Here is a 25,548-nt window from a genome sequence, read left to right as displayed (position 1 = left end):
GCTGGGAGCCCGGTCACGGCGGCCCCGTCCGGGTGCCTCTAGGACCGGCGCGCGGCCCAGCGCATCAGCCAGGCGGCCGGAAAGGCCCAGGCCAGGCCCGCCACCAGATAGTAGAGCGCCTGCAGCAGCCAGTGCAGGCCCAGGACATGGTCACCCAGCGCCACCACGACGCCGATATAGAGGGCGAGGCCGAGAAGACCGGTGATCGTGGCGAAGGCCGCGCGCAGCGTCATGATGCCATGGCCAATGCCCCAGGCGTGGCCCGATCTCAAGGGCAGACCGGCGGGCAGGCCCCTCTCCGGCACGGTGGCCCCCCGCGCAAGAGCCGGTGACGGGACGCGAAATCCGGTCTAGCAACCGCCCACAGCCGGAGGATAGCCTCCCTCACCTCGTGCGCAGGACAGGATCGCCGCCATGGATCAAGACACGTCCGACAGCCTGGACCTGAAGCAGCATATCCGCGGCATCCCGGATTTTCCGAAGCCAGGCATCCTGTTCTACGATATCTCCACCCTGCTGCGGAACGGCCTGGCCTTCCGCACCGCGATCCACCGGATGGGCGGGGCCATCCAGCCCTATGCGCCCACCATGCTGGCCGGCATCGAAAGCCGCGGCTTCCTGCTCGCCGCCCCGCTGGCCATGGAGCTGGGGCTGGGCTTCGTGATGCTGCGCAAGCGGGGCAAGCTGCCGGGCGAGACGGTCGGTCTCGACTACGCGCTGGAATACGGCACCGACCGGATCGAGATCCAGGCGGATGCCGTGCGGCCCGGGGACCGGGTGGTGATCCTGGACGACCTGCTCGCCACCGGTGGCACCATGTCCGCCGGCATCCAGCTCCTGCGCAAGGTCGGGGCCGAGGTTCCGGCGGCCGCGGCTATGGTCGAGCTGACCTTCCTCGGGGGGCGCGACCGGCTGGGCGTGCCCTGCGAGGTGCTCGTCAGCTACGACGTCTGACGCACGGCCATGATGGACGAGGCATGAAGGCGCCAGGAGGGAAGGCTGCGGGGCGGGCCGGGGGCTTTCCCCTGGCACGGCGCGCACTGCTGCCGATGGCGTGCCTGCTGCTGCCGCGCCCCGCCCGCCCGGCGCTGCCCGGCGCCGCGACGATCCTCGTGCCTGGCCCGGAAGGTGGAACGCTGGCGCTCTGGACCCAGCGCCTCTCGCAGAAGACGGGGCGGGTCGGCCCCCTGGCCGCGCCGCCGCGCCTCGCCGTGGTGGGGGGCCCGATGGCGTCACCGCCGCGAATCGCTTCGTCACCATGGACCCGGGCGACGGCCGGCTGCTGCTGACCCTGCCTGGGGCGGTCGTGCTGGCACATCTCTCCGGCTCCGAGCGCGTCGGCTACGATCCCCGGAACTGGACGCCCCTCTGCCTGTCCTGGTCCGAGGCCCTGATCGCGGGGCGTGGCCCGATGCCCACGGACCCGGCACGAAGGCCGCTGCGCTTCGCCCTGCCGGCGCCCGACACGCCGGAAGGGGGCGCCGTCCTGGCCCTGGAATCCCTCGGCCTGCCGACCACGCCCATGCCGCTGGCCGCCAGCCTGCCGGGCGCCGCCGAACAAGCCTTCGCCCGTGGGCAGGTCGATGCCCTGCTGCTGACCGGGCCGGACAGCGCCGCGCGCGCCGCGCGGATCGGTGCCACGCCATGGCTGGGCTTCGGTCTGCCCGCCCGGACCGTGCCGGATTACGCCACCCTGCCGGTCCCGCAGCCCGCCTTGCAACAGGCGACCCAGGCCGCCATCGGCGCCGGCCGGCTGAGTGCCGCGCTGGTCCTCCCCGCCCTCACCTCCGCCGACATGGTCGCGGCCTGGCGGCAGGCGGCCCAGCGCTGGCTCGATGCGGAACAGAGCCAGCCGGATGCGCCGGGTGTTCCGCTCAGCGGGGCGGAAGCCGCGCAGGTGATGTCGGGGCTGACGCCATCGGCGGAGGCCATCCTCGCCTGGCGCGACTGGCTGGCCCGGCGCCTGTCCTGGCGCCCCAACTGAGGGCGCCGCCGGTCAGGCGAGAAGCGAGATCTTCTGCCCGATCAGCGAGATCAGGGACGAGGTGGCGTTGTTGCCGCTGTCGAAGAGGCTGAGCAGCGTGCTTTCGCTGCTGCTGGACTGGTCGCCCTCCTTCGCCAGATAGCGCTGGATCAGCTTCGCGACCTGCCTGGGGTCTCGCAGGTCGTCGAGGTCCACGCGCTTGGCCAGGATCGCCTTCTGCTTGTCATAGTCCAGCAGGGCGAATTGCGACGGCAGGGCATAGGCCCCCTTCACCACGGCGGTCAGCGCCGTATCGGCCATCAGCCCGGCGAGGCTGGTGACGGAGGAGGCCTGGCGCTGGAAGTACAGGGCCTCGCGCAGCCCGGTATTGCCGTCGCCCGCATCCTTCTCGAAGCGGTTCTCCATGGCCTTGTCGATGATGCTCCCGACCAGCTTGCCGTCGGCCAGAGGATTGCCGTCCTTGCCGCCGAACTGCTTGCTGATCGCCCGCAGGCGCTGATCGACCATCCGGTTGGCATAGCTCTTCGTGCTGTCCGGGTCTTCGGTCAGCAGCTTCTTCACCACCGCCTTCTGGTCGATCAGATCCTCCAGCTGATAGGCTTCCAGCACCATCTTCAGGCTGCGCCGGTCCTTCATCAGGTCATCGACCGAGGTGAACTTCTTCGCCGCCGCGCGCAGGCGGTCGGCATCGGCAGTCATGTCCTTCCGGGCCTCGAAGCGGGCGCGCAAGGTATCTCCGTTCTTCTGGATCACCGCCCAGGCGGAAAGGCTGCCGATGCCGTCAAGCATGGCGTCAGACGCTCTCGGCCGCGAAAGCCTCGGCGCGCGGCGCGGGTCTGGCGGGCTTCTGGGCCTGCAAACCCTCGATCATGTCGCGGTTCAGGTTCATCAGCGGCTCCAGGCTGCCGGCGTCATGCATGCGGGAGATGCTTTCGCGCTGTGCCCAGAGGCCGAGGGAGACCAGCCGGGCCTTGAGCGGCGGCGGCAGGGCGTTGCCCTCGCTCAGCAGGTCCGACAGCAGAATCGACCAGAGGCGATGCGCCTTGTGCAGTGCCTTGATCCGTTCGACCCCCCGTTCCGTGCCGGCGGCGAGCAGGGTGTTCACGTGCCGGAAGGCGGCGATCTCCATGTCCCGGGGGGAGACCATGGCGCTGGCGGCGGCGTAGCGGGCAATGCTCATGCGCGGAACCCGAATCCTTCAGGAAGCGAATGGGGGAAAGGGGCGGCACCGCCGCCCCCTCCGGCATCAGCCGCGGAAGAGGCTGAGCAGGTTCTGGCTGCCCTGGTTGGCGATGGACAGGCTCTGCGTCGCCAACTGCTGCTTGGTCTGCAGGCTGCTCAGCCGGGCGCTTTCCTCGGTCAGGTCGGCATCCACCAGCGCGCCGAGGCCCTCGGTAAGGGAGTCGTTCAGCGAGGAGGTGAAGTCCTTCAGCCCATCGACCTGGTTGATCGCGGAGCCGATCTTGGAGAGGAAGCTCGTCACCTTGGTGATCGCGGCATCCACCAGTTCCAGCGCCTGGGAGTTGGCGGGCGAGTTGGTGGCGTTGACAGTGCCGGTGGCGGCCGTCGCGGTCACCGTGCCGTTGTTGACCACGAGATTGCCGCTGCTGTCGATCGAGGCGGACAGGCCGGCGGACTGCATGGCGGTGGCCAGCTTCGACACGACAGAGGTGCTGGAGTCGCCTTCGGTGACATTGACGGAGTTCAGCTCGGTATTGGCATCCGTGGTGGAGGTCAGGGTACCATCGACCGCGGAGTCGTTCAGCTCGAACACATAGTTCTTCGTCGAGCCGTCCGCCTGCGTCACCGCCACCGAGAAGACATCGGCGTCGCTCGCGGTGTAGTCGCCGCTGAAGGACAGCGTGCTGCCGTTCTGCGCCGTGAAGCCGGTCACCACACCACCTGTCGTCTGCAGCAGAGAGCCGAGGCCGAGGCCGGTGCCGGTGGAGGTGCGCAGGTCGCCGCCCGCCGTGTTCAGGATGGTGCCGGAGGTGTCGCTGACGACCTTCAGGCTGCCCGAATTGTCGAGCAGGTTCACGCCATTGTAGCTGGCCGAGGCGGCGAAGTTGTCGATGTTGTCCATGATCGCCTTGGCCTGCTGGGCCAGGGTCGCCTGATCGATGCCCGACTGGCCGACCTGCGACACGCTGGAACGCAGCGTGTTGAGCTGGTCGCTGATCTTGGTGGCCGCGCTCTGCGCCACGCCCAGCGCTGCCGAGCCGAAGGAGAGGTTGTCGCTCACCTTGCTCATGGAGCTCAGGTCGCCGCGCATTTTCTGGGCGATGGAGAAGATCGCCGAGTTGTCGCTGGCCTGCCCCACCTTCAGGCCGCTTTCCACCCGCGACTGCGTGCTGGAAAGGTCCTTGCTGATCGTGTTCAGCGCCCGGACGGCGGCCATCGCGGAGGAGTTGGTGTTGATCGAAGCCATAGTGCTTCTCCTGCGTCACTCATATCGGCGGATGGCATGGGCCTTTTGCCTGCATCCGCCGGAGGGCCGGCGCTCCTGCCGTCCCCCGGTCACGTCGTCGGCGTCGCATCGCGCTCCGTGACGAAGGGCATATTGCCCGGGAAGATTGAAGACACCGTAAACAGCGCGCCGATTCCCGCCCCGCCGCGCGATTCTTCCGCTCAGCCGGCCACGGCGCCGCCGAGGCCCTGGCCCGTCTCCGCCACCGGCAGGCCGGTCGCCATGTCCAGGCCCAGCACGCTGGCCTCATGCGACATGACGCGCCTCACGATCTTCAGCGCCGTATACCAGTCATCCGCCGCGGCCAGCACCATGGCGCGGTCCAGCATCGCGCGGGCGGTCTCGGAGGTCGTCGCCTCCTGGAACTGGTGCACCAGCTCATGTGCCTCGGCGAAGGCGGCCTCGCGCATCTCCTCCAGCCCGACATAGGCGGTCTGGAGCGCGAAATAGATGCGGCGGGCCGGCGTGTTCGCCAGTTCCGGCGCCATCACCTGCTTGCCGAACAGGAAACGCGCCCGCACGGGCAATTCGATGCGCGTGCGGTTGCGGAAACGGATGGATGCCCCGTTCACCACCATCAGATCGCCCTGACGGAGTTCGAGGACCAATGTCGACATCTGGCTTCTCCCAACAGGAGGAAGCTGGCGGGAAGCAGCGGCCGGGCGCCACGCCCGGTCCCGCTTTTCGATACGCTGCCAGCCCAACTGCAATTCTTGCACCCGAATCTGTCGCGCCCGGCCCGAAGCCTTCTGGCGTCTTGGGGCCCATCAAACAGGAAAGCGCTTAAGAAACCCCTTCGGAACGACCCGGAAGCGGGGTCAGCTCAGGAAGTTGGTCAGGCTCAGCCCGGAGAGCATGGAAAGCACCTTCCAGGATGCTTCCAACTGCGTCTGCGCGTTTTGCAAGGTGGCGATCGTGGCTTCGAAATCCACCTCCTCCAGCCCGGAGAGCTGGGTCTTCAGCGCGTCCGTGGCCTCGCTGTGGCTGCTCAGTGCCGTGGTGATCGCGTTCTGCGCCAGGCCGATACGGGAGGCATCGCGGTTGATCTCCATCCCCACGGAATCGAACCCATTGGCAATCTGCTGCACCAGGGCATCGAAATTCGCGGAGGATTGCTGATCGTCCGTGAGCGAGGCCAGGACCGCGAGGTTTCCCATCAGCGCTCCCGCCCAGCCCGTGGCGCCCAGGCTGCCGGCGGGAACGCCATAGGCGATGGTGCGGCCATCGGCCCCCGCCACGCTGCGCGCGGCATTGGGGGAGGCCGATTGCAGATAGGCCGAGAAGGGCGAATCCGCCGCCATCGCCTGCATGGCCTGGGACAGCACGGAAGCCGCGCCATCGCTGTCCAAACCGGCCACGGCGGTGGCCACGCCGGACATCATGCCGGAACCGGCGATCCCCGAGGCATCCGTGACGGCGGGGTTGGCGGAATCCGCGCCGCTGAACAGGTACTCGCCGGCATACTGGGCGTTGAGCAGGGTCGCCACCTGCTGCATCGCCGCCCGGGCCGCGACGGCGACATCCGAGGCCCGGGTCGCGCTGCTGCTGTTCAGCGACAGCACCGTGGCACGGAACTCCGACGCGATGTCGCTGAGCTGCGTCAGTGCCTGCTGCGACGCATCGGCCCGGCCGGATGCCTGGTTCAGCGCCTCGGTATAGGCCGCGCGCCGGCCGATCTCCCCCCTCAGGCTGATGGCCTGCCGCGCCTGCGGGGCCTCGTCGCCATAGAGGCTGGCGACGCGGCCGCTGCTCGACTGCTGCGACAGCAGGTTCACGCGGTCCCGCTGCGCCAGGGATTGCAGCAGGATGCGCGACAGCGTGCCGGAGGCCCCGGTGTTCGTCACCGATGCCATCACTGCACCGCCGCGAAGAGGTCATCGTACATGGACTGCACGGCGCTCAGCATCCTCGCATTGGCCGCATAGGCGGTTTGCAGGCTGACCATCACCCCGGTCTCCGTATCGATATCCACGCCCGAAGCATCGTCGTGGCGCTGTTGCAGGCCGGTGAGCAGCGTCGTGGCGGATTCGGCATCCGCGCTCGCCGCCGCGCGCGCGCCGGTGTGGCGCGCCACCAGCCGTGCCGCGTAGTCCTCGGCCGTGCCCGTGCCGCTCAGGCCGGAGGTCTGCGTCCCCGAAGGCCCGAGGCCCGTCGTCAGGAAGGCCGCCGGCGCGGACCCATTGGCCAAGCGGCTGCCGAAGGCATAGTCGAGCACGCGGTCAATGCCATCCGTGTAGCTGGCCGTCCCATCCGCGGGCATGGACGCATCGGTCCCGTCGCGGACCGTGGAGGCATCCGCCGAGACGGCGGCGGATACCGTCATGGTCGCGGCGAATCCCATGATGCCGCCGACATAGCCCTGGCCCGGATCGGGCACGGTCCCGCCCGCATCGGTGAACAGCGACAGCCCCTGCCCGGAGAGGCGCGCCGCCAGCCCGGCCGCCGCGCTGTCCAGCTCCGCCTGCTGCAAGGGCAGGACCTCGTCGCGCATGCTGACATTGGCGCCGAGGCTGCCGCCGGTGAGCTGCCCCGTGACATCCATTCCACCCATCATGATGCCCGGCAGGCTGCCGCTCGCGCCGCTCGCATTGGCGCCGTACCAGTCCTCCAGCCCGACCGTGGCGGAAGACATGCTGAACGCGTCGGAATTCTGGTCGAGCGGCAGCACCAGCCCGTTGCCGGCCACCAGCACCACCGTGCCGTTGTCCTGCGGGATCGACTTCACCGAGACCACGCCAGCGATCCGGGCGATGGCGCTGTCGCGCTGGTCCTGCAGATCCGCCGTGCTGAGGCCCTGTGCCTGAAGGCTCGCGATGCGGGTGTTCAGTCCGGCCACCTGGCGCAGGCTGGCGTTCAGGGTCGCCACATCCGTCACCGCATTGTCCTGCGCCGTCTGGCGCGCGGTCTGGATGGCAGCGGAGGTCTCGTTGTAGCGCTGCGCCAGCGCGCCCGCCGCGCTCACCACGGCATCCTGCAAGGAGGCCTCGCCGGGCGAGGCACGCAGGGAGACGAAGGCGCTGCGCAGTTGCGCGGTCAGGTCCGCGACCGACTGGCCGCTTTCCGGATCGCCCTGCACCTGCTCGATCGGCTGGAGGAGGGCCTCCCGGACCTTGGCGGCGGCCTGGCTGGAAACGGCGTCGTTCATGCTGGCGCTCAGCGCGGCATCGACGCTGCGCTGCGCCTCCTGGCTCCGCGCACCGGAGGCGAGGCCACCTACCACCAGCGCGCTGCCGCCCACCGTCTTGCGGGTATAGCCCTCCGTTGCGGCGTTGCTGACATTCGATGCGGTCTGGGAAACCTGCCGCTGCACCAGCGCCAGGCCACTCTGGGCGATCGACAGGGCGAGACTCAGGCTCATGGGTTCGGCGCCGTTCCGGATGGGGTTTCGGAGGGAGGGCCCGCGCTCAGCGGGCCATGTTCAGCGTGTCCTGCAACATCTCGTCCGTCTTGGTGACGATCTTCGTGTTGGCGCTGTAGGCCCTTTGGGCGAGGATCATCTTCGAGAACTCCGAGGCGATATCGACGTTGGACTGCTCCAGCGCCCCGGTGACGAGGCTGCCGGCGCCGCTGCTGTTGGGGTCGGAGGCCCGGGCATCACCGCTGGCCGGGGTGCGCAGATAGGCCTGCCCGTTGACGGCCTGCAGCTTGTCCGGGTCGGAGAAGGTCACGACCGGCACGCGTGCGATCACCTTGGATTCGCCATTGTCGTAATTCAGCGAGACATCACCGGCTTCGTTGATCGAGACGGAGGAGAAGGCCCCGGGCGGCATGCCGTTCTGCGACAGATCCCGCACCGTGTATTCCGTGCCGGTGAACTGGGTCATCCCGTCCGAGCGCTGGAAACTGCCCATGCCAAGCTGGATCGCCTGCGCGCCCTGGCCGAAATCGATGCCGCCCAGTGACACGCTGGCCGCCTCCCCCGCCGCGCCGCTGTTGCCCGACAGGTTGCCGGTCGCATCGCTGAAGCTGGCGAGCTTGCCATCCGCGAAGTTCAGGGTGACGCTGCCGAGGTTGGTGCTGCCGGTCGTGCTGTCCGGGTTGCTGACCGCCATGCTCCAGCTGTTGTCGCCGGCCTTGGTGAAGGTGACGCCCAGCATGTGCTGCGTGCCGAGCTTGTCATAGACCGGGAGCTGGGAGCTCACCGCCGTGCCTGTCGCGGCATCGTTGGGCAGGTTCGCGGAGAGGGAGATGCCGCTGGTCGCCACCGGGTCGAAGATGCCCTGATCCACGCGGATCGGCGCGATCTCGGTGCGGTTCACCGCACCGCTGTCGTCCACGCTCCAGCCATTCAGGTAATAGCCCTGGCTGTTCACCAGATAGCCCTGCTGGTTCAGGCTGAAATCGCCCGCCCGCGTGTAGAAGGAACGCGGATCGAAGCTCATGTTGCCGACCGCGCTGTCGCCGACCGGGGAGGAGACCGAGAAGAAGCCCTGCCCCGAGACGGCGAGGTCCAGCGCATTGCCCGTCTGCTGGATCGAGCCCTGCACGGCGTTGGTGGCGCTGCCGCTCGCGATCACGGTGCTGGAGGTGATCGGCACGCCCGACGAGGTCGATGCGTTCGTCGCCGTCACATAGTCCGAGAAGCTCGTATCCACCCGCTTGTAGCCGGTGGTCTGGCTGTTCGCGATGTTGTTGGCGACGTTGCTCAGCGCGCTGGATTGCGCGCTCAGCCCGCTGATGGCGGTGAACATGGATCCGTAGAGCGACATCGGGCGCTTTCCCCTGGCGGTGAACTGCGTGCCGCCCACCGCAACGGGCGTGCCAGGCGCGGCCGCCCCGGATCGTGGCGATCCCTGCCCCTGCCCGGCAAAGCCTGCCGGGCTCCTGGCCGCCACGCGGCATCTCCTGCCGCCTCCACGCGCCGGAGACCTGGCAAGCCGCTTGCCTCAGGTGGCCGGGACCCGAAGGACCGTATCGCCGTGCTCAGCGCCCTGCCTGCCGTCACGACCAGAGATCCCGCCGCCGGCGATCGTGGCGAGGCCCGTGCCCAGGCCGGTACGACGGACATGACGGGCTTCGCGGCACTCCTGGACCGGCTCGCGGGCCAGGAAACAGGCGACGTGCCCGTGGGAGACTGGACACCCGCCAGCGCGGCAACGGCGCCGGCGGCTCCGGTCACGGCGCCGGTCGCGATCCTGGGCGACACTCCGGTGCCGGCCTTCCCGGCGCCGACACTTCCGGACCAGGCGGCGCAAGCCCTTTCCGGCGCCGCCACAGGGCCGGTCGGCCGCCCGGACATCGCTGCTCCCGTGACGGAACAGGGGTCCCAAGCCCTTTTGCCCACCACGGATCGGCCGGAAGCAACACCTGCCATCATCCCGTCCGGGCCGGCCGGCGGCTCCCCCGGCAATGCCACGACCAGCGCCAGGACCGGCCCTGCCGGAGGCCGTGACCGCCATGCGATGCCGATGGACGGGAATGACGCTCTCGCGCCCGCTTCCGAACAGGCATCCGCGCCGCCATCCGGCGATTTCCCTTCCATCTTCCGGCCCGGACGGGAGGCCGCACTCACCAGCACCGAGGCCGGGGAGAAACCCGCCCCATCCCATGATGGGAGCCCCCGGGCCGAAGCCCAGGATGCGGCGCCCATTGCCACCGCCCCATCCGCCGCCGGAATCTCGCCAGCCCCAGCCGGGATCGGCCCTTCCGCCATGTCCGCCAGGACGGGGGCCACGGGGACGGGACCGGAGGCCGTGCCATCCCGGTCGGCCAGGACGAGTCCCGGCACGGCATCGTGCGCCGCCACCAGCCCCGCGCGCCCGGCACAGGTGGGCGAGGCCGCCCTTGCAGGTCGGGACAGGGCGGAAGTGGAGGGTATCGCGAACGGGGATGAAGCCGTTCCGGAAGGCAGGGGAAAGCCAGGGGACGACCCCGTCGCGCCCGGCACCGAGAAGGCCCCATCCCTTTCCGGCCCCCCGGTGCGGACCGCCGCGACGGTCCTGTCCATCCCTCAGACCGGCACGGATGCGGGATCGCCCATACCCGGCGGAGCGCCCAGCCCGGAAACGGCCGGTATCTCTTCCCTGCCCACTCCCCCACCTTCATCGGCACCGCAGCCTGCCAGCCAGGCCATCGCCCCCCGCCTCCCGCCGCCTCCCGCCGCCCAGGTCGCGCCGGTCGTGGTCGGCCTCGGCCTGGGCACGGAGGCACAGGGGTGGGTGGAGGTGGTGCTGGAGCCGGCGGAACTCGGCCGCGTGGAGATCCGCCTCGAACGCGACGGCGCGAAGGCCAGCCTCCATGTGCAGGCGGAACGGCCGGAAACCCTGGCCCTCCTGCAACGCGACGGCGCGGAGCTGAACCGCGCCCTGTCGCAGGCGGGCCTCGCCCCGGAAGGGGGTCTGAGCATGAGCTTCTCGCTGTCCGGCGGTGATTCCGGCAGCGCGCGCCGCGACGGCCCGCCCGCGCCTGCCTTCGCCTCCACACCCACCGGCACCGACACGCCGGCCACGGCACGGCTCGCCGCCCATGGCCTCCTCGACATCGCCATCTGATAAGGAACAGCCCCATGACGACGGTCAGCGGCACCAGCTCGGCCAGCAGTTCGGTCTCCTCCTCCGCCAGCACCGCGCTGTCGGAGAACTACACCAACTTCCTCACCCTGCTCACGACGCAGCTGAAGAACCAGTCGCCCGACGACCCGATGGACACCAACGAGATGACCTCGCAGCTCGTGCAGTTCTCCTCGGTCGAGCAGCAGATCGCCATGAACAAGAACCTGGAGACGCTGATCTCGCTGCAGCAGACCTCGCAGCTCGCGGCGACCCAGGTGCTGGGCCGCACGATCGAGGTGGCAAGCAGCCAGATCGCGTTGCAGGACGGCACGGCGCAGGCGAAGCTGCCCGCCGCGGGTTCCGTGACGACGGCGCATGTGGCGGTGCAGAACAGCAGCGGCGTCACCCTCTACGCGGAGGATGTGAAGCTCGGCAGCGGCAGCACGGTCTGGAGCTGGAATGGCAAGACCAGCGGCGGCGCCCAGCTCGCCGACGGTGCCTATACGCTGAAGGTCACCGGCACCGACTCCGCCGGGAACGCCAGTGATCTCGGCTTCACGGTCCTCGCCCGCGCGACCTCGGTCGAGCGCGACGGCACCTCGATGACCCTGCTGGCCGGAAAGGCCTCCTACGACTTCAACGACATCCGCTCCATCGCCAACTAGCGCGCCGCCACGGGCGGTGGCCACGATTTCCTCCCGCAGCGCCGCACAGGAAACCGCCCATTAACCTGCGCCCGGCAAAACTTGCCCCCGCTGGCCCAGGGCTGGAGCGGAGACAGGCGATGCACGGGTTGCGGGACGGATGGAAGGACAGGCCGGGGTGCTGAGCCAGGCTCTGGCGCAGTTCCGCGCCCTCGGCCCCCGGCGGCTGGCTGCCCTGGCAGGTGTCGCGCTGCTGCTGCTGGGAAGCATCGCCTTCCTGGCCCTGCGCGCCGGCAGCCCGCCGATGGCGCTGCTCTATGCTGATCTCGACCCACGCGATGCCGGGGCGGTGGTGCAGTCGCTGGACAAGCAGCGCATCCCCTACCAGCTCGGCACCGGGGGCAGCAGCGTGATGGTGCCGGAGGAGATGGTGCCGAAGCTGCGCCTCGCCCTGGCGCGGGAAGGGCTGCCCGTCGGCGGCAATGTGGGTTGGGAAATCTTCGACCGTGGCGAGAGCCTGACCACCACCCCCTTCCAGCAGGACATGAACCGGGTCCGCGCGCTGGAAGGCGAGCTGGCGCGGACCATCCGCGGCCTGTCCGGCGTGCGCAACGCCCGCGTCCACCTTGTCCTGCCGCAGCGCGAGGCCTTCTCCCGCCGCACCAACGAGGCCCAGGCCAGCGTGGTGCTGAGCATGCTGGGCTCCCAGCGCCTGGACAAGGAAGGGGTGCAGGCGGTGCTGCACCTCGTGGCCACCGCCGTGCCGGGGCTGAAGCTTTCCGCCATCTCCATCATCGACAGCCGTGGCGAACTGCTGGCCCGGGGCGGGGAGGCCCTGACCGGCCCCAGCGCCGCCAGCACGCAGGAGGAGATGCGGCATGCGCAGGAGCTGCGCATCGCCCGGGGCGTCGAGGAACTGCTGGAGCGCACGCTGGGCGCCGGCAAGGTCCGCGCCGAGGCCACGGTGGAGCTCGACTCCGAGCGCGTGCAGACCACCGAGGAACGCTACGACCCCGACAACCAGGTGGCGCGCTCCACCCAGAGCACGCAGGAACAGTCCCGCAACAGCGAGGGCGGGAACAACAGCGTCTCCGTCGCCAACCAGCTCCCCGGCGCCGATGCCGCGGCCGGCAATGGCGACCGCTCGCAGGAAAGCCGCTCCGAGGAGACCACCAACTACGAGATCGGCAAGACGGTCCGCTCCGCGCTGCGCGAAGGCCCCGTGCTGAAGCGCCTGTCCGTCGCCGTGCTGGTGGACGGCGTGTACGAGCCGCAGCCCGAAGGGGCGCCGAAGTTCCGCGAGCGTACGGCGGAGGAGTTGCAGCGCCTGACAGCCCTGGTGCGCGGCGCGGTCGGCGCTGACGAGCGGCGTGGCGACCGGGTGGAACTGGTCTCCATGCGCTTCGCCGCCCCAGAGGCCGAGATGGCGCAGACCAGCAGCGGCTTCCTGAGCCTGTCCCCGGCCCTCACCGCGCGCCTGATCGAGAGCGGCGTCTATGCCCTGATCGTGCTGCTGGCGCTGCTGCTGGTGGCACGCCCCCTGGTCCGCCGCATCACCGTCCTGCCCCCGGCCGGGGGCGCGCTCCCCGCGTCCGCCACGGGTGCCGCGGCGGCGGCGCTGGATGCGCCGGAGGGCAGGCCCGCCTTGCCCGGCGCGGCGGGCGGGGATGGCGAGGCGATGATCAGCATGACGCAGGTGGATGGGCAGATCCGGGCCTCCAGCATCAGCCGACTGGGGGAGCTGGTGGACGCCTATCCGGATGAAACGATGGCCCTGGTGCGGCGCTGGCTGGCGCCCGCCGAGGCGGAAGGCTGAGCAGGACCGATGAGCATGACAGGTCCGCAGAAGGCGGCCACGCTGATGCTGGCGATGGGCGAGGAGAAGGCGGGCATGTTGCTCGCCCGGCTCGACAAGGACGAGATCCGGGATCTTTCCCTGGCCATGGCGCGGCTCGGCACGGTGAAGGCCGAGTCCGTCGAGGAGGTCTGCCGCGAATTCGCCGAGAGCATGGGCTCCACCGGCACGCTGACCGGCAGCTACGAGGCGACGGAGCGCATGCTGCTGCGCACCCTGCCGCCCGACCGCGTCTCCCAGATCATGGAGGAGATCCGCGGCCCGGCGGGGCGCACGATGTGGGAGAAGCTGGGCAATGTGAACGAGGCCCTGCTCGCGAACTTCCTCAAGAACGAATACCCGCAGACCGTGGCGGTGGTGCTGAGCAAGATCCGCCCCGACCACGCGGCACGGGTCCTGTCGCTGCTGCCGGAAGGCTTCGCCATGGAGGTCGTCATGCGGATGCTGCGCATGGAGACCATCCAGAAGGAAGCGCTGGAAGGCGTGGAGCGGACGCTGAAGGCGGAGTTCATGAGCAACCTCGCCCGTTCCACGCATCGCGACGCGCATGAATCGATGGCGGAGATCTTCAACAACCTCGACCGTTCCGCGGAGGGGCGGATCATGGCGGCGCTGGAGGAGCGCAACCGCGAGAGTGCCGAGCGCATCCGCACGCTGATGTTCACCTTCGAGGATCTGCAACGCCTGGACGGCCCGGCGGTGCAGGTGCTGCTGCGCACGGTGGAGAAGGACAAGCTCGCGCTCGCGCTCAAGGGGGCGAGCGAGGAGATGAAGAACCTCTTCTTCAGCAACCTGTCCGAACGCGCCGGCAAGATGTTGAAGGACGATCTGGCGGCACTCGGCCCCGTGCGGCTGCGCGATGTGGACGAGGCCCAGGCCCTGATGGTCGCGCTCGCCAAGGATCTGGCCGCGCAAGGGCAGATCCAGATCAACAAGACCCAGGACGCGATGGTGGCCTGATGCGGGACGACACGTTCCTCCCCCTCCTGCTCGGCCGCCACGCGCCCGGCCCGGCGCGGCCCACGCCCCCGGCCAGCCGGCGCTGTCCTTCCCCGACCTGGATGCGCCGCCCGAACCTCCTCCTTCTCCGGCGCCCCCGTGCCGGCGCCCGATCCCGTGCCGGACCGCGAGGCGGAAACCGCCGCGCTGATCGAGATCGCTCGCGAGGCGGGCTTCGCCGAGGGCCTGGCGGAAGGCGAGCGGCGCGGGCGGGAAGCGGAGGCGGCACGGCGCGAGGCCGGTCTGGACGGGCTGCTGGCCGCCACCCTGTCACGGATCGACAAGGCTCTGGCGCGGATGCGGGACGAGGCGACGGAACAGGCGGAAGCCTTCGCCCTGCTGCTGCTGCGGAGCCTCGACCTCGCCCTGCCCCTGGCCGCGGCGCGGGAGGCACCCGCCATGCTGGAGCGCCTGCTGCAACTCCTGGGTCCGGTCGCCGAGGCGCCGGCCGGCGCGGTGCTGCGGGTGCCTCCGGGCCTGCTGGAACAGGCCCAGGCGCGGCTGGACGGCACCGGCCTGCCGGTCGAGGCCGATCCTGCCCTGCCGCCCGGCGATGCGCGGATCGCCTGGCGCGGCGGCGGCCTCGCTTTGGTTCTGGCGGAGCGTCGCGCCGCCATTCGCGAGGCGATGGCCTCGCTCGGCTTCACCGATGAGGAAATCCCGTCATGAGCGGACAGTTCGAGCCCCTCGCCCCACAGGGTGCCCCTTCCGGCACGCTGGCGCAGGAGCGCAGTGCAGCGGCCCCTGGTCCGGGCACACCGGGCCTGGGTGCGGTCTATGACATCCCGGTCCAGGTCAGCGCCGTGCTGGGCCATGCCACGATGCAGGTGAGCCAGCTCCTCAAGCTCGGGCGCGGCGCCGTGGTGGAACTCGACCGCAAGCTCGGCGAAGCGGTGGACATCTATGTCAACAACCGCCTCGTCGCGCGGGGCGAGGTGGTGATGGTGGACGACAACCGCCTCGGCGTCACCATGACCGAGATCGTCAAGACGGACCGGAGCTGAGGATGACACGCCTCCTCATCGTCGGCAGCCTGGAGGGCGAGCTCGGCCAGGCGGCGCGTATCGCCCGGGCCGGCGGAGCGCGGCTGGCCCAGGCCGACGGCGTCTCCACCGCCATCGCCCATGCCCGGGCGGAGGGCTGCGACCTCGTGCTCTGCGACGTGCTGCACGACGTCGCCTGGCTGGTGCAGGCGCTGGAGGCCGAGCGCATCGCCTGCCCCGTGGTGGCCTGCGGCCGCTCCTCGGACGCCGCCGCGGCGGTGCGGGCGATCCGCGCCGGGGCGCGGGAGTTCCTGCCGCTGCCGGCCGAGCCCGACCTGATCGCCGCCATGCTGCGGGCCGCCGCCGGGGAGGAGCACGCGCCGGTGCATCGCGACCCCGCCATGGCCGCCGTGCTGTCCCGCGCCGAGACCGTGGCGCGGGCCGAGGCCAGCGTGCTGATCACCGGGGAGAGCGGCACGGGCAAGGAGGTCCTGGCACGCCACATCCATCGCCATTCCCGCCGTGCCAACGGCCCCTTCGTCGCGCTGAACTGCGCCGCGCTGCCCGAGACGCTGCTGGAATCCGAGCTCTTCGGCCATGAGAAGGGCGCCTTCTCCGGCGCCGTCGCCGCGCGCCGCGGCAAGTTCGAGCAGGCCGATGGCGGCACGCTGCTGCTGGACGAGATCGGCGAGATGGACGTCCGCCTGCAGGCCAAGATCCTGCGCGTGCTGCAGGAACGGGAGGTGGACCGGCTGGGCGGCACGGCGCCGGTGAAGGTCGATGTCCGCATCCTCGCCGCCACCAACCGCGATCTCGGCGCCGAGGTGCGGGCTGGGCGCTTCCGCGAGGACCTGCTCTTCCGCCTGCGGGTGGTGAGCCTGCGCCTGCCCGCCCTGCGCGACCGTCCCGGCGACATCCTGCCGATCGCCGAGCACTACGCCGCCCGCTATGCCGAGGCCAACGGGCTGCCGCACCGCCCCTTCGCGCCTCAGGCACGGGCGATGCTGCTGTCCCATCCCTGGCCCGGCAATGTGCGGGAGCTTGAGAACGCCGTGCACCGCGCGGTGCTGCTGGCGGAGGGCGACGAGATCGGCCCCGCGGCGATCGAGCTGGACCTGCCGTTGCCATCCGCGCCGGAGGCAGAGGCGGCCCAGGTGCCGCGCGCGCCCACGCCCGCCGGGATCGTGGCCCCCGGAATCGTCGCCCTGGTCGGGCGGCGGGTGGAGGATGTGGAGCGCGACCTCATCCTGGAAACGCTGGGCCATTGCCTCGGCAACCGCACGCGCGCCGCCGAGATCCTCGGCATCTCCATCCGCACCCTGCGCAACAAGCTGCACGAATACCGCGCCGCCGGCGCCAGCGTCCCCGCCGCGCCGGGGCAGGTGCCGCTGCCGGCCCTGCCCGCCATCATGTCCGCCGCCATGCCCATCGGGGCCGGGCCGGAGCCGGGCTGAGCCGATGCAGGCCCTCGCGCAACGCCTGAAGACCTTCAGCCCAGGCAGCGACACGGGCCTCGCCCTGGGCGTGGCGGCGCTGATCGCGGTGCTGGTGGTGCCGCTGCCGCCGCTGCTGCTCGACGCGGCGCTGGCGGTGTCGCTGACCCTCAGCGTGCTGGTGCTGATGACGGCGCTGTTCCTGCAGCGGCCGCTGGACTTCACCTCTTTCCCCACGCTCCTGCTGCTCACCACGCTGCTGCGCCTCGCGCTCAACGTCGCGACCACGCGCATCATCCTGACCCATGGGCATGAGGGGCATGGCGCGGCGGGCGCGGTGGTTTCCGCCTTCGGCTCCTTCCTGATGGGCGGCGACGTGCTGGTGGGGCTGATCGTCTTCGCGATCCTGCTGGTCGTGAACTTCATGGTGGTGACCAAGGGTTCCGGCCGCATCGCCGAGGTCGCGGCGCGCTTCTCGCTCGACGCCATGCCGGGCAAGCAGATGGCGATCGACGCGGATCTTTCCGCCGGCATCATCGACGAGGCCGAGGCCAAGCGCCGCCGCCGCGACCTGGAGGCCGAGAGTGGCTTCTACGGCGCCATGGACGGCGCCGCGAAATTCGTGCGCGGCGACGCCATCGCGGGGCTGATCATCACTGCGATCAACCTGCTGGGCGGCATCGCCATCGGCGTGGTGCGCCAGGGCCTGCCCTTCGGCGAGGCGGTGACCACCTTCTCTGTGCTCACGGTGGGCGATGGGCTGGTGTCGCAGGTGCCGGCGCTGCTGGTCTCGGTCGCTGCCGGCATCGTGGTCACCAAGGGCAATACGGAGGGCACGGCGGACCAAGCGCTGATCGGGCAGCTCGCCTCGGGCACCAAGCCGCTGGCGCTGGTCTCCGGCGCGGCGGTCGCCTTCGCGCTGCTGCCGGGCATGCCGATGCTGCCCTTCCTGGCGCTGGCCGGCGGCACGGGCGCGCTGGCCTGGTCGCGCCGCAAGGCCGCGGCGGCGCAGGCGGAGGCCGAGAATGTCCTGCCCGCCGCCGGCCCCGCCCCGGAGGCACCGGTTTCCGAATCGCTGCGGATGGATCTGATCCGCGTCGAGCTGGGCTATGGCCTGCTGCCGCTGGCGGCGGGGGACGGGCCGCGCCTGACGGAGCAGATCCGCAACCTGCGCCGTGGCGTCGCGACCGAGATGGGCTTCGTGCTGCCCGCCGTGCGGCTGCAGGACAATCTGGAACTGCCGGCCGACACCTATGTCATCCGGGTCAAGGAGATCGAGGCCGGGCGCGGCCAGTTGCGCCTGCCCATGCATCTCGCGATCGACCCCTCGGGGCAGGCGCCGGACCTGCCCGGCGAGCCCTGCCAGGAGCCGAGCTTCGGCCTGCCCGCCCGCTGGATCGAGGAGCAGCACCGCGACATGGCGCTGGCCCTGGGCTGCACCGTGGTCGATCCGGCCGGCGTGCTCGCCACGCATCTGACGGAGGTGGTGCGCGAACACGTGCCCGAGCTGCTGAGCCATGCGGAGACGCAGAAGCTGCTGGACGAGCTGCCGCGCGAGCAGGCCCGGCTGGTCTCGGACCTGATCCCCTCGCAGATCTCCACCGGCACGGTGCAGCGCGTGCTGCAGGCGCTGCTGGCGGAACGTGTCTCGATCCGCGACCTGCCCACCATCCTGGAAGGCATCGGCGAGGCGGTATCCAGCGGGCTGCGCTCCGTCCCCGGCATGGTCTCGGTGGTGCGCGCCCGGCTGGCGCGGCAGATCAGCGAGGCGGCGCGCGGCCCCAACGGCTATGTGCCGATGATCGCGCTCTCCGCCGAATGGGAACAGGCCTTCGCCGAATCCCTGATCGGCCCCGGCGAGGACCGCCAGCTCGCCATGCCGCCCTCGCGCCTGCAGGATTTCATGCAGCGCGTGCGCGACAGTTTCGACAAGGCCGGCGCGGCGGGCGAAACGCCCGTGCTGGTCTGCAGCGGCGCCGTGCGCGCGCATGTGCGCGCCATCGTCGAACGTTTCCGGCCCGCCACCGTGGTTCTGTCGCAGGCCGAGATCCATCCGCGCGCGCGCATCCGCACGGTGGGCGCCATCTGATGCGCAGGAATTTTCGTGCCGCCTTCACCTCTCATCAACAGAATTCGTTGCAAGGTTGAACCCATGAAGATCCGCGTATTCAACGGCTCCTGCATGACCGAGGCGATGCGCGTGCTGCGCCTCGAAATGGGCGATGACGCCGTGATCCTCTCCTCCCGCCACACGGAGGGCGGCGTCGAAGTCACCGCGGTGCTGGACAGCGACGAACCGCTGCTGATCCCGCCCGATTCCGCGCTGAAGCCGCGGCATGTCATCCCGCCCGAGCTGCTGCGGCACAACCTGCCACCGGATCTCGCGGCGCGGCTGCGCGGCCCGATGGCCAGGGCGCTGGAGGAAGCCCTTCCCTTCGCCGGCCTGCCGGACCCGGCCACCCGCACCCTGGCGCTGGTCGGCCCGCCCGGCGCGGGCAAGACGCTCACCTGCGCCAAGCTCGCCACGCGGCTGGTGATGTCCGGCCAGGCGCCCACCGTCATCACAGCCGATGCCGCCCGCGCCGGCGCCACCGAGCAGCTCGCCGCCTTCACCCGCGTCCTCGACCTCACCCTTTCCGCCGCCGTCACGCCGGGGCAGATCTCCCGCGCCGTGGCCCGCCGCACCGCCGGCCAGCCCGTGCTGCTCGACACCGCCGGCTGCGATCCCTTCGAACGGGCGCAGGCCGAGCACCTTCTCGCGGTGCTGCGCGCCGCCGACGCGCATCCGGTGCTGGTGTTGCCGGCCGGGCTGGACGTGGCGGAGGCCACGGAGATCGCGCGGGCCTATGCCGCGCTGGGCGCCCGCTGCATGATCGCCACGCGGCTGGACCAGGCACGCCGCCTGGGCTCGGTGCTCGCGGCGGCGGAGGCGGGCCCGCTGGCCCTGAGCGAGGCCGGGATCGGCCCGAACGTCGCCAACGACCTGGTGCCGATCACGCCGGACTGGCTCGCCACCCGGCTGAACGTCAACGCCCTGCAACGGGAGCACGAAGCCGCCTGATCGCCCTCAGGCGCGGCCGGCCACCAGCAGGAGGCCGGCCACCGGCTCCCCCTTTTCCCGCCGCAGCACCGTCTCCTGGCGCGCCAGGAGACGCAGCCCGGCCCCGGTGAGCAGGGCGAGCGCATGCTCCGGATGGTGGCGGTAGCGCATGCCCTCGCCCAGCGCATAGGGGGACACCGCCCCTGCTTCCAGGCTGAAACCGGCGGCACCGCCATCCGACAGCGCCCCGGCGATCCCCGACAAAGCGGGGCGGAGGTCGCCCAGGTAGTTCAGCACATCCGCCGCCGCCACGAGGCCGAATGCCCCGGGCCGCCCAGGCAGGAAGCCCAGCAGGTCGGCCTCGTGCAGGACGTCATAGAGGCCGGTCCGCCGGGCCTGCTCCAGCATGCGCGGCGACAGGTCCACCCCCTCCAGGCGCCGCGCGAAGGGCTTCAGCGCGCGGCCGGACAGGCCGGTGCCGCAGCCCAGATCCAGCACCGCATGGCGCCCATCCGCCACCACCCCGGCCTCTCGCAGCAGCGCCGCCAGCGCGTCGGGCGTGCGATATTCCAGCCCCTCCACGAGATGCGCGTCGAAGCGCGGCGCGTAGCGGTCGAAGAGCTCGCGCACATAGGCGGCGGGCGCCCGCTCCGGGGCCGGGTCCTCGCCCAGCGCGGCCAGGAGGAAACGCGCCTGCTCCGCCAGTTCCGGCGGTGCCCCCGCGATGGCCGCCCTCGCCTCCCGCCCCGCCCCGTCCCGGTCGCCCGCCTGATGCAGCGCATGCGCCAGGGCCAGATGCGCCTCCGCATCCGGGGCGAGGCGCAGCGCCTCGCGCAACGGCGGCAGCGCCTCCGCCACATGCCCCAGCGCCAGCAGCGCCTGCCCCAGGTTGCGCTGGGACACGGCATCGCCGGGCCGCGCGGCCAGGGCGCGGCGCAGCAGCGGCACCGCCTCCTCCGCCCGGCCCAGCTCCGCCAGCGAGGCGCCGTGCGAGGCCAGGAAGACGGGCGAATCCGGCCGCAGCGCCAGGGCGCGCCCGGTCAGCGCCGCGGCGCGCGGGGCATCCCCCTGCTGCCGCGCCAGCACGCCGGACAGGTTCAGCGCATTCGGCTCCTCCGGCATGAGCCGGAGCGCACGGGCATAGAAACGCGCCGCCCGGTCGAGCTCGCCGGCCCCGTGCCGCGCCATGCCCTCGCGCAGCAGGGCCTGCGCCTCGGCCAGCGCAGCCTGCGAGGCCGCCCGGGGTCGCGCGGCGGCTTCAGAACAGCCCCTCGATCCGCCCTTCCGCATCCAAGTGGATGCGCTCGGCGGCGGGGGAGCGCGGCAGGCCGGGCATGGTCATCACCTCCCCGCAGATCACGACGATGAAGCCGGCCCCGGCGGAAAGCCGCACCTCCCGCACCGGCAGGACATGGCCCGTGGGCGCGCCGAGCAGCGCGGGGTCGGCGGAGAAGGAATATTGCGTCTTGGCGATGCAGACGGGGAAATGCCCATAGCCCGCCTCCTCGAAGCGCTTCAGCCGCGCATGCACGGCGGGCTGGAAGGAAACCTCGCTGGCGCGGTAGATCTTGCGCGCCACGCTGCGGACCTTGTCCTCCAGAGGCATGGCGTCGGGATAGATCGGCGCGAAGCGCGCCGTGCCGCCCTCGATCAACCGTGTCACCGCCCGGGCGAGTTCCGTCGCCCCCGCCGCGCCATCGGCCCAGTGGTTGCAGAGCACGACCTCGGCGCCTAACGGCGCCATGGCCTCTCGCACCGCGGCGAACTCCGCCTCGGTGTCGGAGGTGAACCGGTTCAGCGCCACCACCACCGGCAGGCCGAAGAGGCGCATGTTCTCGACATGGCGATGCAGGTTCACCACCCCGCGCCGCACCGCCGCGACATCCTCGTGGTCCAGGTTGGCGCGCGCCACGCCGCCGTTCATCTTCAGCGCCCGCACCGTCGCCACCACCACGCAGGCGGAAGGCGCGAGATCCGCGAGGCGGCACTTGATGTCGCAGAACTTCTCACCGCCGAGATCGGCGCCGAAGCCGGCCTCCGTCACCACCACATCGGCGAGCCGCATCGCGAGCCGGGTCGCGGCCACGGAGTTGCAGCCATGGGCGATGTTGGCGAAGGGCCCGCCATGCACCAGGGCCGGGCTGCCTTCCAGCGTCTGCACCAGGTTGGGGAACATCGCCTCGCGCAGCAGCGCCGCCATGGCGCCATGCGCCTTGAGATCGGCGGCGGTGACGCTGGAACCGTCGCGGCGCTGGCCGACGATGATCCGCCCCAGCCGATCCTGCAGGTCCGTCAGGTCGCGGGCGAGGCAGAGGATCGCCATCACCTCGCTCGCCACGGTGATGTCGAACCCGTCCTCGCGCGGCAGCCCGTTCGGCATGCCGCCCAGCCCGACCAGCACGTCGCGCAGCGCGCGGTCGTTCATGTCGATCGCCCGGCGCCAGGTGATGCGCCGCTGGTCCAGGCCCAGCGCGTTGCCCCAGTGGATGTGGTTGTCCACCATCGCGGAGAGCAGGTTGTTGGCGCTGGTGATGGCGTGGAAATCGCCGGTGAAGTGGAGGTTGATCTCCTCCATCGGCGCCACCTGCGCCCGCCCGCCGCCGGTGGCGCCCCCCTTCACCCCGAAGCAGGGGCCGAGCGAGGGCTCGCGCAGGCAGATCATGGCACGCGTGCCCAGCGCGTTCAGCGCGTCGCCCAGCCCGATGGTGGTGGTGGTCTTGCCCTCCCCCGCCGCGGTCGGGTTGATGCCCGTCACCAGCACCAGCGCGCCGGTCCGGCCGGAATCCGGGATGCGCGCCGGGTCCAGCTTGGCCTTGAAGCGGCCATGAGGCTCGACGGCCTCCTCCGGGATGCCGGCACGGGCGGCGATCTCCGCGATGGGGCGCAGCGTCGCAGCCCTGGCGATGGCGAGGTCGGTGGTCATGCGGGGCGCGTTCTCCCTCCGGCGGTTCCGGCATATCCGGGCGAACCAGCCCGTTCGCGGCGCCTCGCGGTTACGACGCGCCGCCAGGCGGGGCAAGACGCCGGAGAGGCCCGTGGGCGGCGAATGGCAGGTCCCGGCCGGGGCGCCGATGAATCCGCCGCCACGGCCCCCATCTCCTGACCAGGATTCGATCAGTATCGACCGCCCAGCCGAGGAGCCCGCCCTGTGAAAAGCCCCTGCACCGGACTGTGCCGCTTCGACTCCGGAACCGGGTGGTGCAAGGGCTGCGGCCGTTCCCGGGCCGATTGCCGCGACTGGAAGCGCCGCCCGGAAACCCGGCCCGGTATCCTGCGCCGCCTGAAGGACCGGATGCGCGCCCTGCGGGAGGCCGGCCGGCGGTAGCACCCGCCGCCGTCTCAGGCGAGGACGCCCATCTCCTCCAGCACCTCGCCCATGACCGCCACGGCGTGGCGCATGTCGTCCGGGGTGATCGCGCCGATGCAGCCGATGCGCAGCGTCGGGGCCTGGGTCGTGTGGAAGTTGGAGATCAGCACGCCGCGCTGCTTCAGGGCATCGACGAAATCCTGCAGCACGAAGCGCCCGCCCGCCTCCGGCCCGGGCGGCTGTTGGAAGGTGGCGATGATCGGGCCCTGGTGTTCCGGCGACAGATAGGGGCGCAGCCCCAGCGCCGTCATCCCGTCCATCAGCACCCGCATGTTCTCGCGGTAGCGGGCGAGGCGGACCCTCTGCCCGCCCTCGGCCTCGTAGAGCTCCAGCGCCACGCCGAAGGCACGCAGCGCCTGCACGGGCGGCGTGAAGCGGAAGGAGCCCCAGCCCGCGCGCTCGGCGGTGACCATGACGTCGCCGAGGTCGAGGCTCCAGCTCCCGGCCATGCCGGCGCGCTCACGCGTGCGGTCGGCCGGGCAGACGGCGAAGCCCAGCCCCGGCATGCCCTCCAGGCACTTGTTGGAGGTGAAGGTGACGGCGTCGATCTCCTCATGCTCGGCGAGGCGGAAGGGCCAGGCGCCGAAGGCGCTGACCATGTCCAGGATCATGCGCCGCCCGGCCCTGCGCACCGCCTCCCCCATCACGGCGGGGTCGTTGACGATGCCGCTGCCGGTCTCGCTGACCACGGCGATCAGATGGCTCGCCTCCGGATGCGCGGCGAAGCCGGCGGCGATCTCCCGCGCCGTCACCGGGCGGGTGTCGGGCACGGGGATGGCGATGGGCCTGCGCCCCGCCTCGCTGGCCAGCCGCCAGATCCGCTCCGCATACTGCCCGTTCATCGGCACCAGGAAGGCCCCGCCCACCGGCACGAAGGTGCGGATCGCGGCCTCCACGATGAAATGGCCGGAGCCCTGCAGCGGCAGGGTGACATGGTGCCCGGGCGTGCCGCCCGCCACCTCCACGACCTTCTCGCGGAGTTCGGCATATTCGGCGCGGAAGTCGAGGTCCCAGGGCGCGATGTCCACCGCCATGGCGGCGCGCACCCGCGGGTCGGTCTGCACGGGGCCGGGGGTGAGCAGCAGCATGGGGAGCACCTCTGGATCGGGATGGCCAGGACAGGCGGCAGGCTGCGCCAGCCCCGACGCCGAGGGAAGCCTCGGCGCCGGGCTTTTCCCTCCGGCTTCCCTCGATGACCGGGATCAGCCCTCCAGCCCGGCCTCCCGCACCAGGGTGGCGACCAGCGCCGCCGCCGGCATCGCGCGCGCCAGGGGCGCCCCCTGCCCGGCCCACCAGGCGGCATAGCCTTCCTCGCCCCGCGCCTGGGCCGCCTGATGCAGCGCCTTGCCCGCGTCATAGGTCCAGGGGTAGCCGGGCGCGTCCTCGCCCGCGCCGAATTCCGCGGTGAAGCGGTTCTCCAGCCCGCGCGCCGGGCGCCCGGAAATGGCGGCGGTGACAACCGTGCCGCGCCCGTCCACCAGCGCCGCGCGGTGGCCGGGGCTGGCCGAGGATTCCGGGCAGGCGACGAAGGCGGTGCCGAGTTGCGCCGCCGAGGCGCCCAGCCGCAGCGCCGCCGCGATCCCGGCCCCGTCCATGATCCCCCCGGCCGCGACCACCGGCAGCCGGCCTTGCCGCAACAGCAGCCGCACCAGGGCGAAGGTGCCGATCCGCTCGTCCGGCAGGCCATCGAAGACCCCACGATGCCCGCCGGCCTCGATGCCCTGGGCGACCACCGCATGCACCCCCGCCTCCTCGGCCCGGGCGGCCTCGCGCGGGCTGGTGGCGGTGGCGAGGAGCGTGATGCCGGCCTCGCGCAGCGCGGCCAGCCGGGCGGCATCGGGCAAGCCGAAATGGAAGCTCACCACCGGCGGCTTCTCCTCCAGCAGCATGGCCAGCATCGCCCCGTCGGCGAGGAAGCTGGCATAGATCTCCCGCAGCGCCGCAGGAGGTTCCGCGCCGAAGGCCGCGAAGGCGGGGCGCAGGCGCGCCAGCCAGGCGGCCTCCCGCTCCGGATCGCGCCGCGTCGGGCGGTGGCAGAAGAGGTTGACGTTGAAGGGCGCCGCCGTGCGGGCCCGGATCTCCCGGATCATCGCCCGCGCCGCCGGCGCCGCCACGGCGCCGACCCCGATGGAGCCCAGTCCTCCCGCCTCCGAGACGGCGGCCGCCAAAGCGGGGGTGGAGACGCCCGCCATCGGCGCCTGGATGATCGGATACCGGACCCGGAGCCGGGCCAGAAGCGGGTTGTCCATGGCTTTCTTCCCTCCGGTCAGCCTTCCGCTGATAGA

25 protein-coding genes are annotated in these 25,548 nt (G+C 71.3%); 13 read left to right on the top strand and 12 right to left on the bottom strand.

Annotation, left to right across the window (positions count from 1 at the left end):
- Positions 1 to 38: 38 nt before the first annotated feature.
- Complete coding sequence (locus tag MVG78_RS09055) at positions 39 to 233, bottom strand: DUF2842 domain-containing protein (protein WP_247560148.1); 195 nt, start codon at positions 231 to 233, stop codon at positions 39 to 41.
- A gap of 205 nt (positions 234 to 438) precedes the next feature.
- Here MVG78_RS09055 and MVG78_RS09050 point away from each other — a divergent pair, with 205 nt between their 5' ends.
- Genes MVG78_RS09050 through MVG78_RS09040 form a run of 3 tightly spaced genes read left to right on the top strand, consistent with a single transcriptional unit; the run spans position 439 to position 1,984 of the window.
- Positions 439 to 954: an adenine phosphoribosyltransferase gene (locus MVG78_RS09050; protein ID WP_247560362.1), complete on the top strand. Its 516-nt coding sequence runs from the start codon at positions 439 to 441 to the stop codon at positions 952 to 954.
- A gap of 23 nt (positions 955 to 977) precedes the next feature.
- Positions 978 to 1,289 carry a hypothetical protein gene (locus tag MVG78_RS09045; protein ID WP_247560146.1) on the top strand — a complete coding sequence of 104 codons (312 nt, stop codon included), beginning with the start codon at positions 978 to 980 and terminating at the stop codon, positions 1,287 to 1,289.
- Positions 1,259 to 1,984: a hypothetical protein gene (locus tag MVG78_RS09040; RefSeq protein ID WP_247560144.1), complete on the top strand. Its 726-nt coding sequence runs from the start codon at positions 1,259 to 1,261 to the stop codon at positions 1,982 to 1,984. Before MVG78_RS09045 ends, MVG78_RS09040 begins: the two co-directional genes overlap by 31 nt.
- A 12-nt stretch (positions 1,985 to 1,996) precedes the next feature.
- Here the strand turns inward: MVG78_RS09040 and MVG78_RS09035 are convergent, their stop codons facing one another.
- The 7 genes from MVG78_RS09035 to flgE all read right to left on the bottom strand — a co-directional run bounded on the left by MVG78_RS09035 (position 1,997) and on the right by flgE (position 9,160).
- Positions 1,997 to 2,773 carry a DUF1217 domain-containing protein gene (locus MVG78_RS09035; protein ID WP_247560142.1) on the bottom strand — a complete coding sequence of 259 codons (777 nt, stop codon included), beginning with the start codon at positions 2,771 to 2,773 and terminating at the stop codon, positions 1,997 to 1,999.
- 4 nt (positions 2,774 to 2,777) lie between these two features.
- A complete protein-coding gene (locus MVG78_RS09030; RefSeq protein ID WP_247560140.1) occupies positions 2,778 to 3,164 on the bottom strand; it encodes a flagellar biosynthesis regulator FlaF in 387 nt (128 codons plus the stop codon).
- 66 nt (positions 3,165 to 3,230) lie between these two features.
- Positions 3,231 to 4,412: a flagellin N-terminal helical domain-containing protein gene (locus MVG78_RS09025; protein WP_247560139.1), complete on the bottom strand. Its 1,182-nt coding sequence runs from the start codon at positions 4,410 to 4,412 to the stop codon at positions 3,231 to 3,233.
- A 200-nt stretch (positions 4,413 to 4,612) separates the two neighbouring features.
- Complete coding sequence (locus tag MVG78_RS09020) at positions 4,613 to 5,068, bottom strand: flagellar biosynthesis repressor FlbT (protein ID WP_247560137.1); 456 nt, start codon at positions 5,066 to 5,068, stop codon at positions 4,613 to 4,615.
- A gap of 201 nt (positions 5,069 to 5,269) precedes the next feature.
- Positions 5,270 to 6,304: a flagellin N-terminal helical domain-containing protein gene (locus MVG78_RS09015; RefSeq protein WP_247560135.1), complete on the bottom strand. Its 1,035-nt coding sequence runs from the start codon at positions 6,302 to 6,304 to the stop codon at positions 5,270 to 5,272.
- Positions 6,304 to 7,809, bottom strand: coding sequence for a flagellar hook-associated protein FlgK (gene flgK / locus MVG78_RS09010; RefSeq protein ID WP_247560133.1), 1,506 nt, complete (start codon positions 7,807 to 7,809; stop codon positions 6,304 to 6,306). Before flgK ends, MVG78_RS09015 begins: the two co-directional genes overlap by 1 nt.
- A 46-nt stretch (positions 7,810 to 7,855) precedes the next feature.
- Positions 7,856 to 9,160 (bottom strand): flagellar hook protein FlgE, encoded by a 1,305-nt coding sequence (gene flgE, locus MVG78_RS09005; protein WP_247560131.1) that lies wholly within the window; start codon positions 9,158 to 9,160, stop codon positions 7,856 to 7,858.
- A 1,410-nt stretch (positions 9,161 to 10,570) separates the two neighbouring features.
- Between flgE and MVG78_RS09000 the strand changes: the two genes are divergently transcribed.
- The 9 genes from MVG78_RS09000 (at position 10,571) to MVG78_RS08960 (ending at position 19,917) form a co-directional block, all read left to right on the top strand.
- A complete protein-coding gene (locus MVG78_RS09000) occupies positions 10,571 to 10,942 on the top strand; it encodes a flagellar hook-length control protein FliK (RefSeq protein ID WP_247560130.1) in 372 nt (123 codons plus the stop codon).
- A gap of 14 nt (positions 10,943 to 10,956) precedes the next feature.
- The gene (locus MVG78_RS08995; RefSeq protein ID WP_247560128.1) at positions 10,957 to 11,607 is read left to right on the top strand and encodes a flagellar hook assembly protein FlgD; all 651 of its coding nucleotides are present in this window, start codon (positions 10,957 to 10,959) and stop codon (positions 11,605 to 11,607) included.
- A 157-nt stretch (positions 11,608 to 11,764) separates the two neighbouring features.
- Complete coding sequence (gene fliF, locus MVG78_RS08990; RefSeq protein WP_247560126.1) at positions 11,765 to 13,402, top strand: flagellar basal-body MS-ring/collar protein FliF; 1,638 nt, start codon at positions 11,765 to 11,767, stop codon at positions 13,400 to 13,402.
- A 15-nt stretch (positions 13,403 to 13,417) separates the two neighbouring features.
- Positions 13,418 to 14,401 carry a flagellar motor switch protein FliG gene (gene fliG / locus MVG78_RS08985; RefSeq protein WP_247560124.1) on the top strand — a complete coding sequence of 328 codons (984 nt, stop codon included), beginning with the start codon at positions 13,418 to 13,420 and terminating at the stop codon, positions 14,399 to 14,401.
- Positions 14,402 to 14,539: 138 nt separating this feature from the next.
- Positions 14,540 to 15,109 carry a FliH/SctL family protein gene (locus MVG78_RS08980; RefSeq protein ID WP_247560122.1) on the top strand — a complete coding sequence of 190 codons (570 nt, stop codon included), beginning with the start codon at positions 14,540 to 14,542 and terminating at the stop codon, positions 15,107 to 15,109.
- Positions 15,106 to 15,444, top strand: coding sequence for a flagellar motor switch protein FliN (gene fliN / locus MVG78_RS08975; protein ID WP_247560121.1), 339 nt, complete (start codon positions 15,106 to 15,108; stop codon positions 15,442 to 15,444). Before MVG78_RS08980 ends, fliN begins: the two co-directional genes overlap by 4 nt.
- Positions 15,445 to 15,446: 2 nt before the next feature.
- Positions 15,447 to 16,877 (top strand): sigma-54 interaction domain-containing protein, encoded by a 1,431-nt coding sequence (locus MVG78_RS08970; RefSeq protein WP_247560119.1) that lies wholly within the window; start codon positions 15,447 to 15,449, stop codon positions 16,875 to 16,877.
- 4 nt (positions 16,878 to 16,881) lie between these two features.
- Complete coding sequence (gene flhA / locus MVG78_RS08965; RefSeq protein ID WP_247560117.1) at positions 16,882 to 18,945, top strand: flagellar biosynthesis protein FlhA; 2,064 nt, start codon at positions 16,882 to 16,884, stop codon at positions 18,943 to 18,945.
- Positions 18,946 to 19,008: 63 nt separating this feature from the next.
- Complete coding sequence (locus tag MVG78_RS08960; RefSeq protein WP_247560116.1) at positions 19,009 to 19,917, top strand: flagellar biosynthesis protein FlhF; 909 nt, start codon at positions 19,009 to 19,011, stop codon at positions 19,915 to 19,917.
- 6 nt (positions 19,918 to 19,923) lie between these two features.
- Here MVG78_RS08960 and MVG78_RS08955 read toward each other — a convergent pair whose 3' ends face one another.
- Together MVG78_RS08955 and MVG78_RS08950 are read right to left on the bottom strand one after the other, a co-directional pair.
- On the bottom strand, positions 19,924 to 21,186 hold the full coding sequence (locus MVG78_RS08955; RefSeq protein WP_247560114.1) for a tetratricopeptide repeat protein: 1,263 nt from the start codon (positions 21,184 to 21,186) through the stop codon (positions 19,924 to 19,926).
- Complete coding sequence (locus tag MVG78_RS08950) at positions 21,155 to 22,819, bottom strand: formate--tetrahydrofolate ligase (protein ID WP_247560112.1); 1,665 nt, start codon at positions 22,817 to 22,819, stop codon at positions 21,155 to 21,157. The genes MVG78_RS08955 and MVG78_RS08950 overlap by 32 nt, the downstream gene beginning before the upstream one ends.
- Before the next feature lie 225 nt (positions 22,820 to 23,044).
- Between MVG78_RS08950 and MVG78_RS22035 the strand changes: the two genes are divergently transcribed.
- Entirely contained in the window at positions 23,045 to 23,221 is a 177-nt protein-coding gene (locus MVG78_RS22035; RefSeq protein ID WP_428480785.1) for a DUF1289 domain-containing protein, read from the top strand.
- Between the two features lie 14 nt (positions 23,222 to 23,235).
- On the opposite strand, the gene MVG78_RS08945 is transcribed toward MVG78_RS22035, so the two are convergent.
- On the bottom strand, positions 23,236 to 24,351 hold the full coding sequence (locus MVG78_RS08945) for a 2-aminoethylphosphonate--pyruvate transaminase (RefSeq protein WP_247560110.1): 1,116 nt from the start codon (positions 24,349 to 24,351) through the stop codon (positions 23,236 to 23,238).
- 114 nt (positions 24,352 to 24,465) lie between these two features.
- The gene (locus MVG78_RS08940; RefSeq protein WP_247560108.1) at positions 24,466 to 25,512 is read right to left on the bottom strand and encodes an NAD(P)H-dependent flavin oxidoreductase; all 1,047 of its coding nucleotides are present in this window, start codon (positions 25,510 to 25,512) and stop codon (positions 24,466 to 24,468) included.
- Positions 25,513 to 25,548: the final 36 nt, after the last annotated feature.

This window comes from Roseomonas gilardii subsp. gilardii (assembly GCF_023078375.1).
In the GTDB taxonomy this organism is placed as follows: domain Bacteria; phylum Pseudomonadota; class Alphaproteobacteria; order Acetobacterales; family Acetobacteraceae; genus Roseomonas; species Roseomonas gilardii.
Note: the sequence above shows the minus strand (reverse complement) of the source record. Positions and strands in the feature narration are given on the sequence as shown.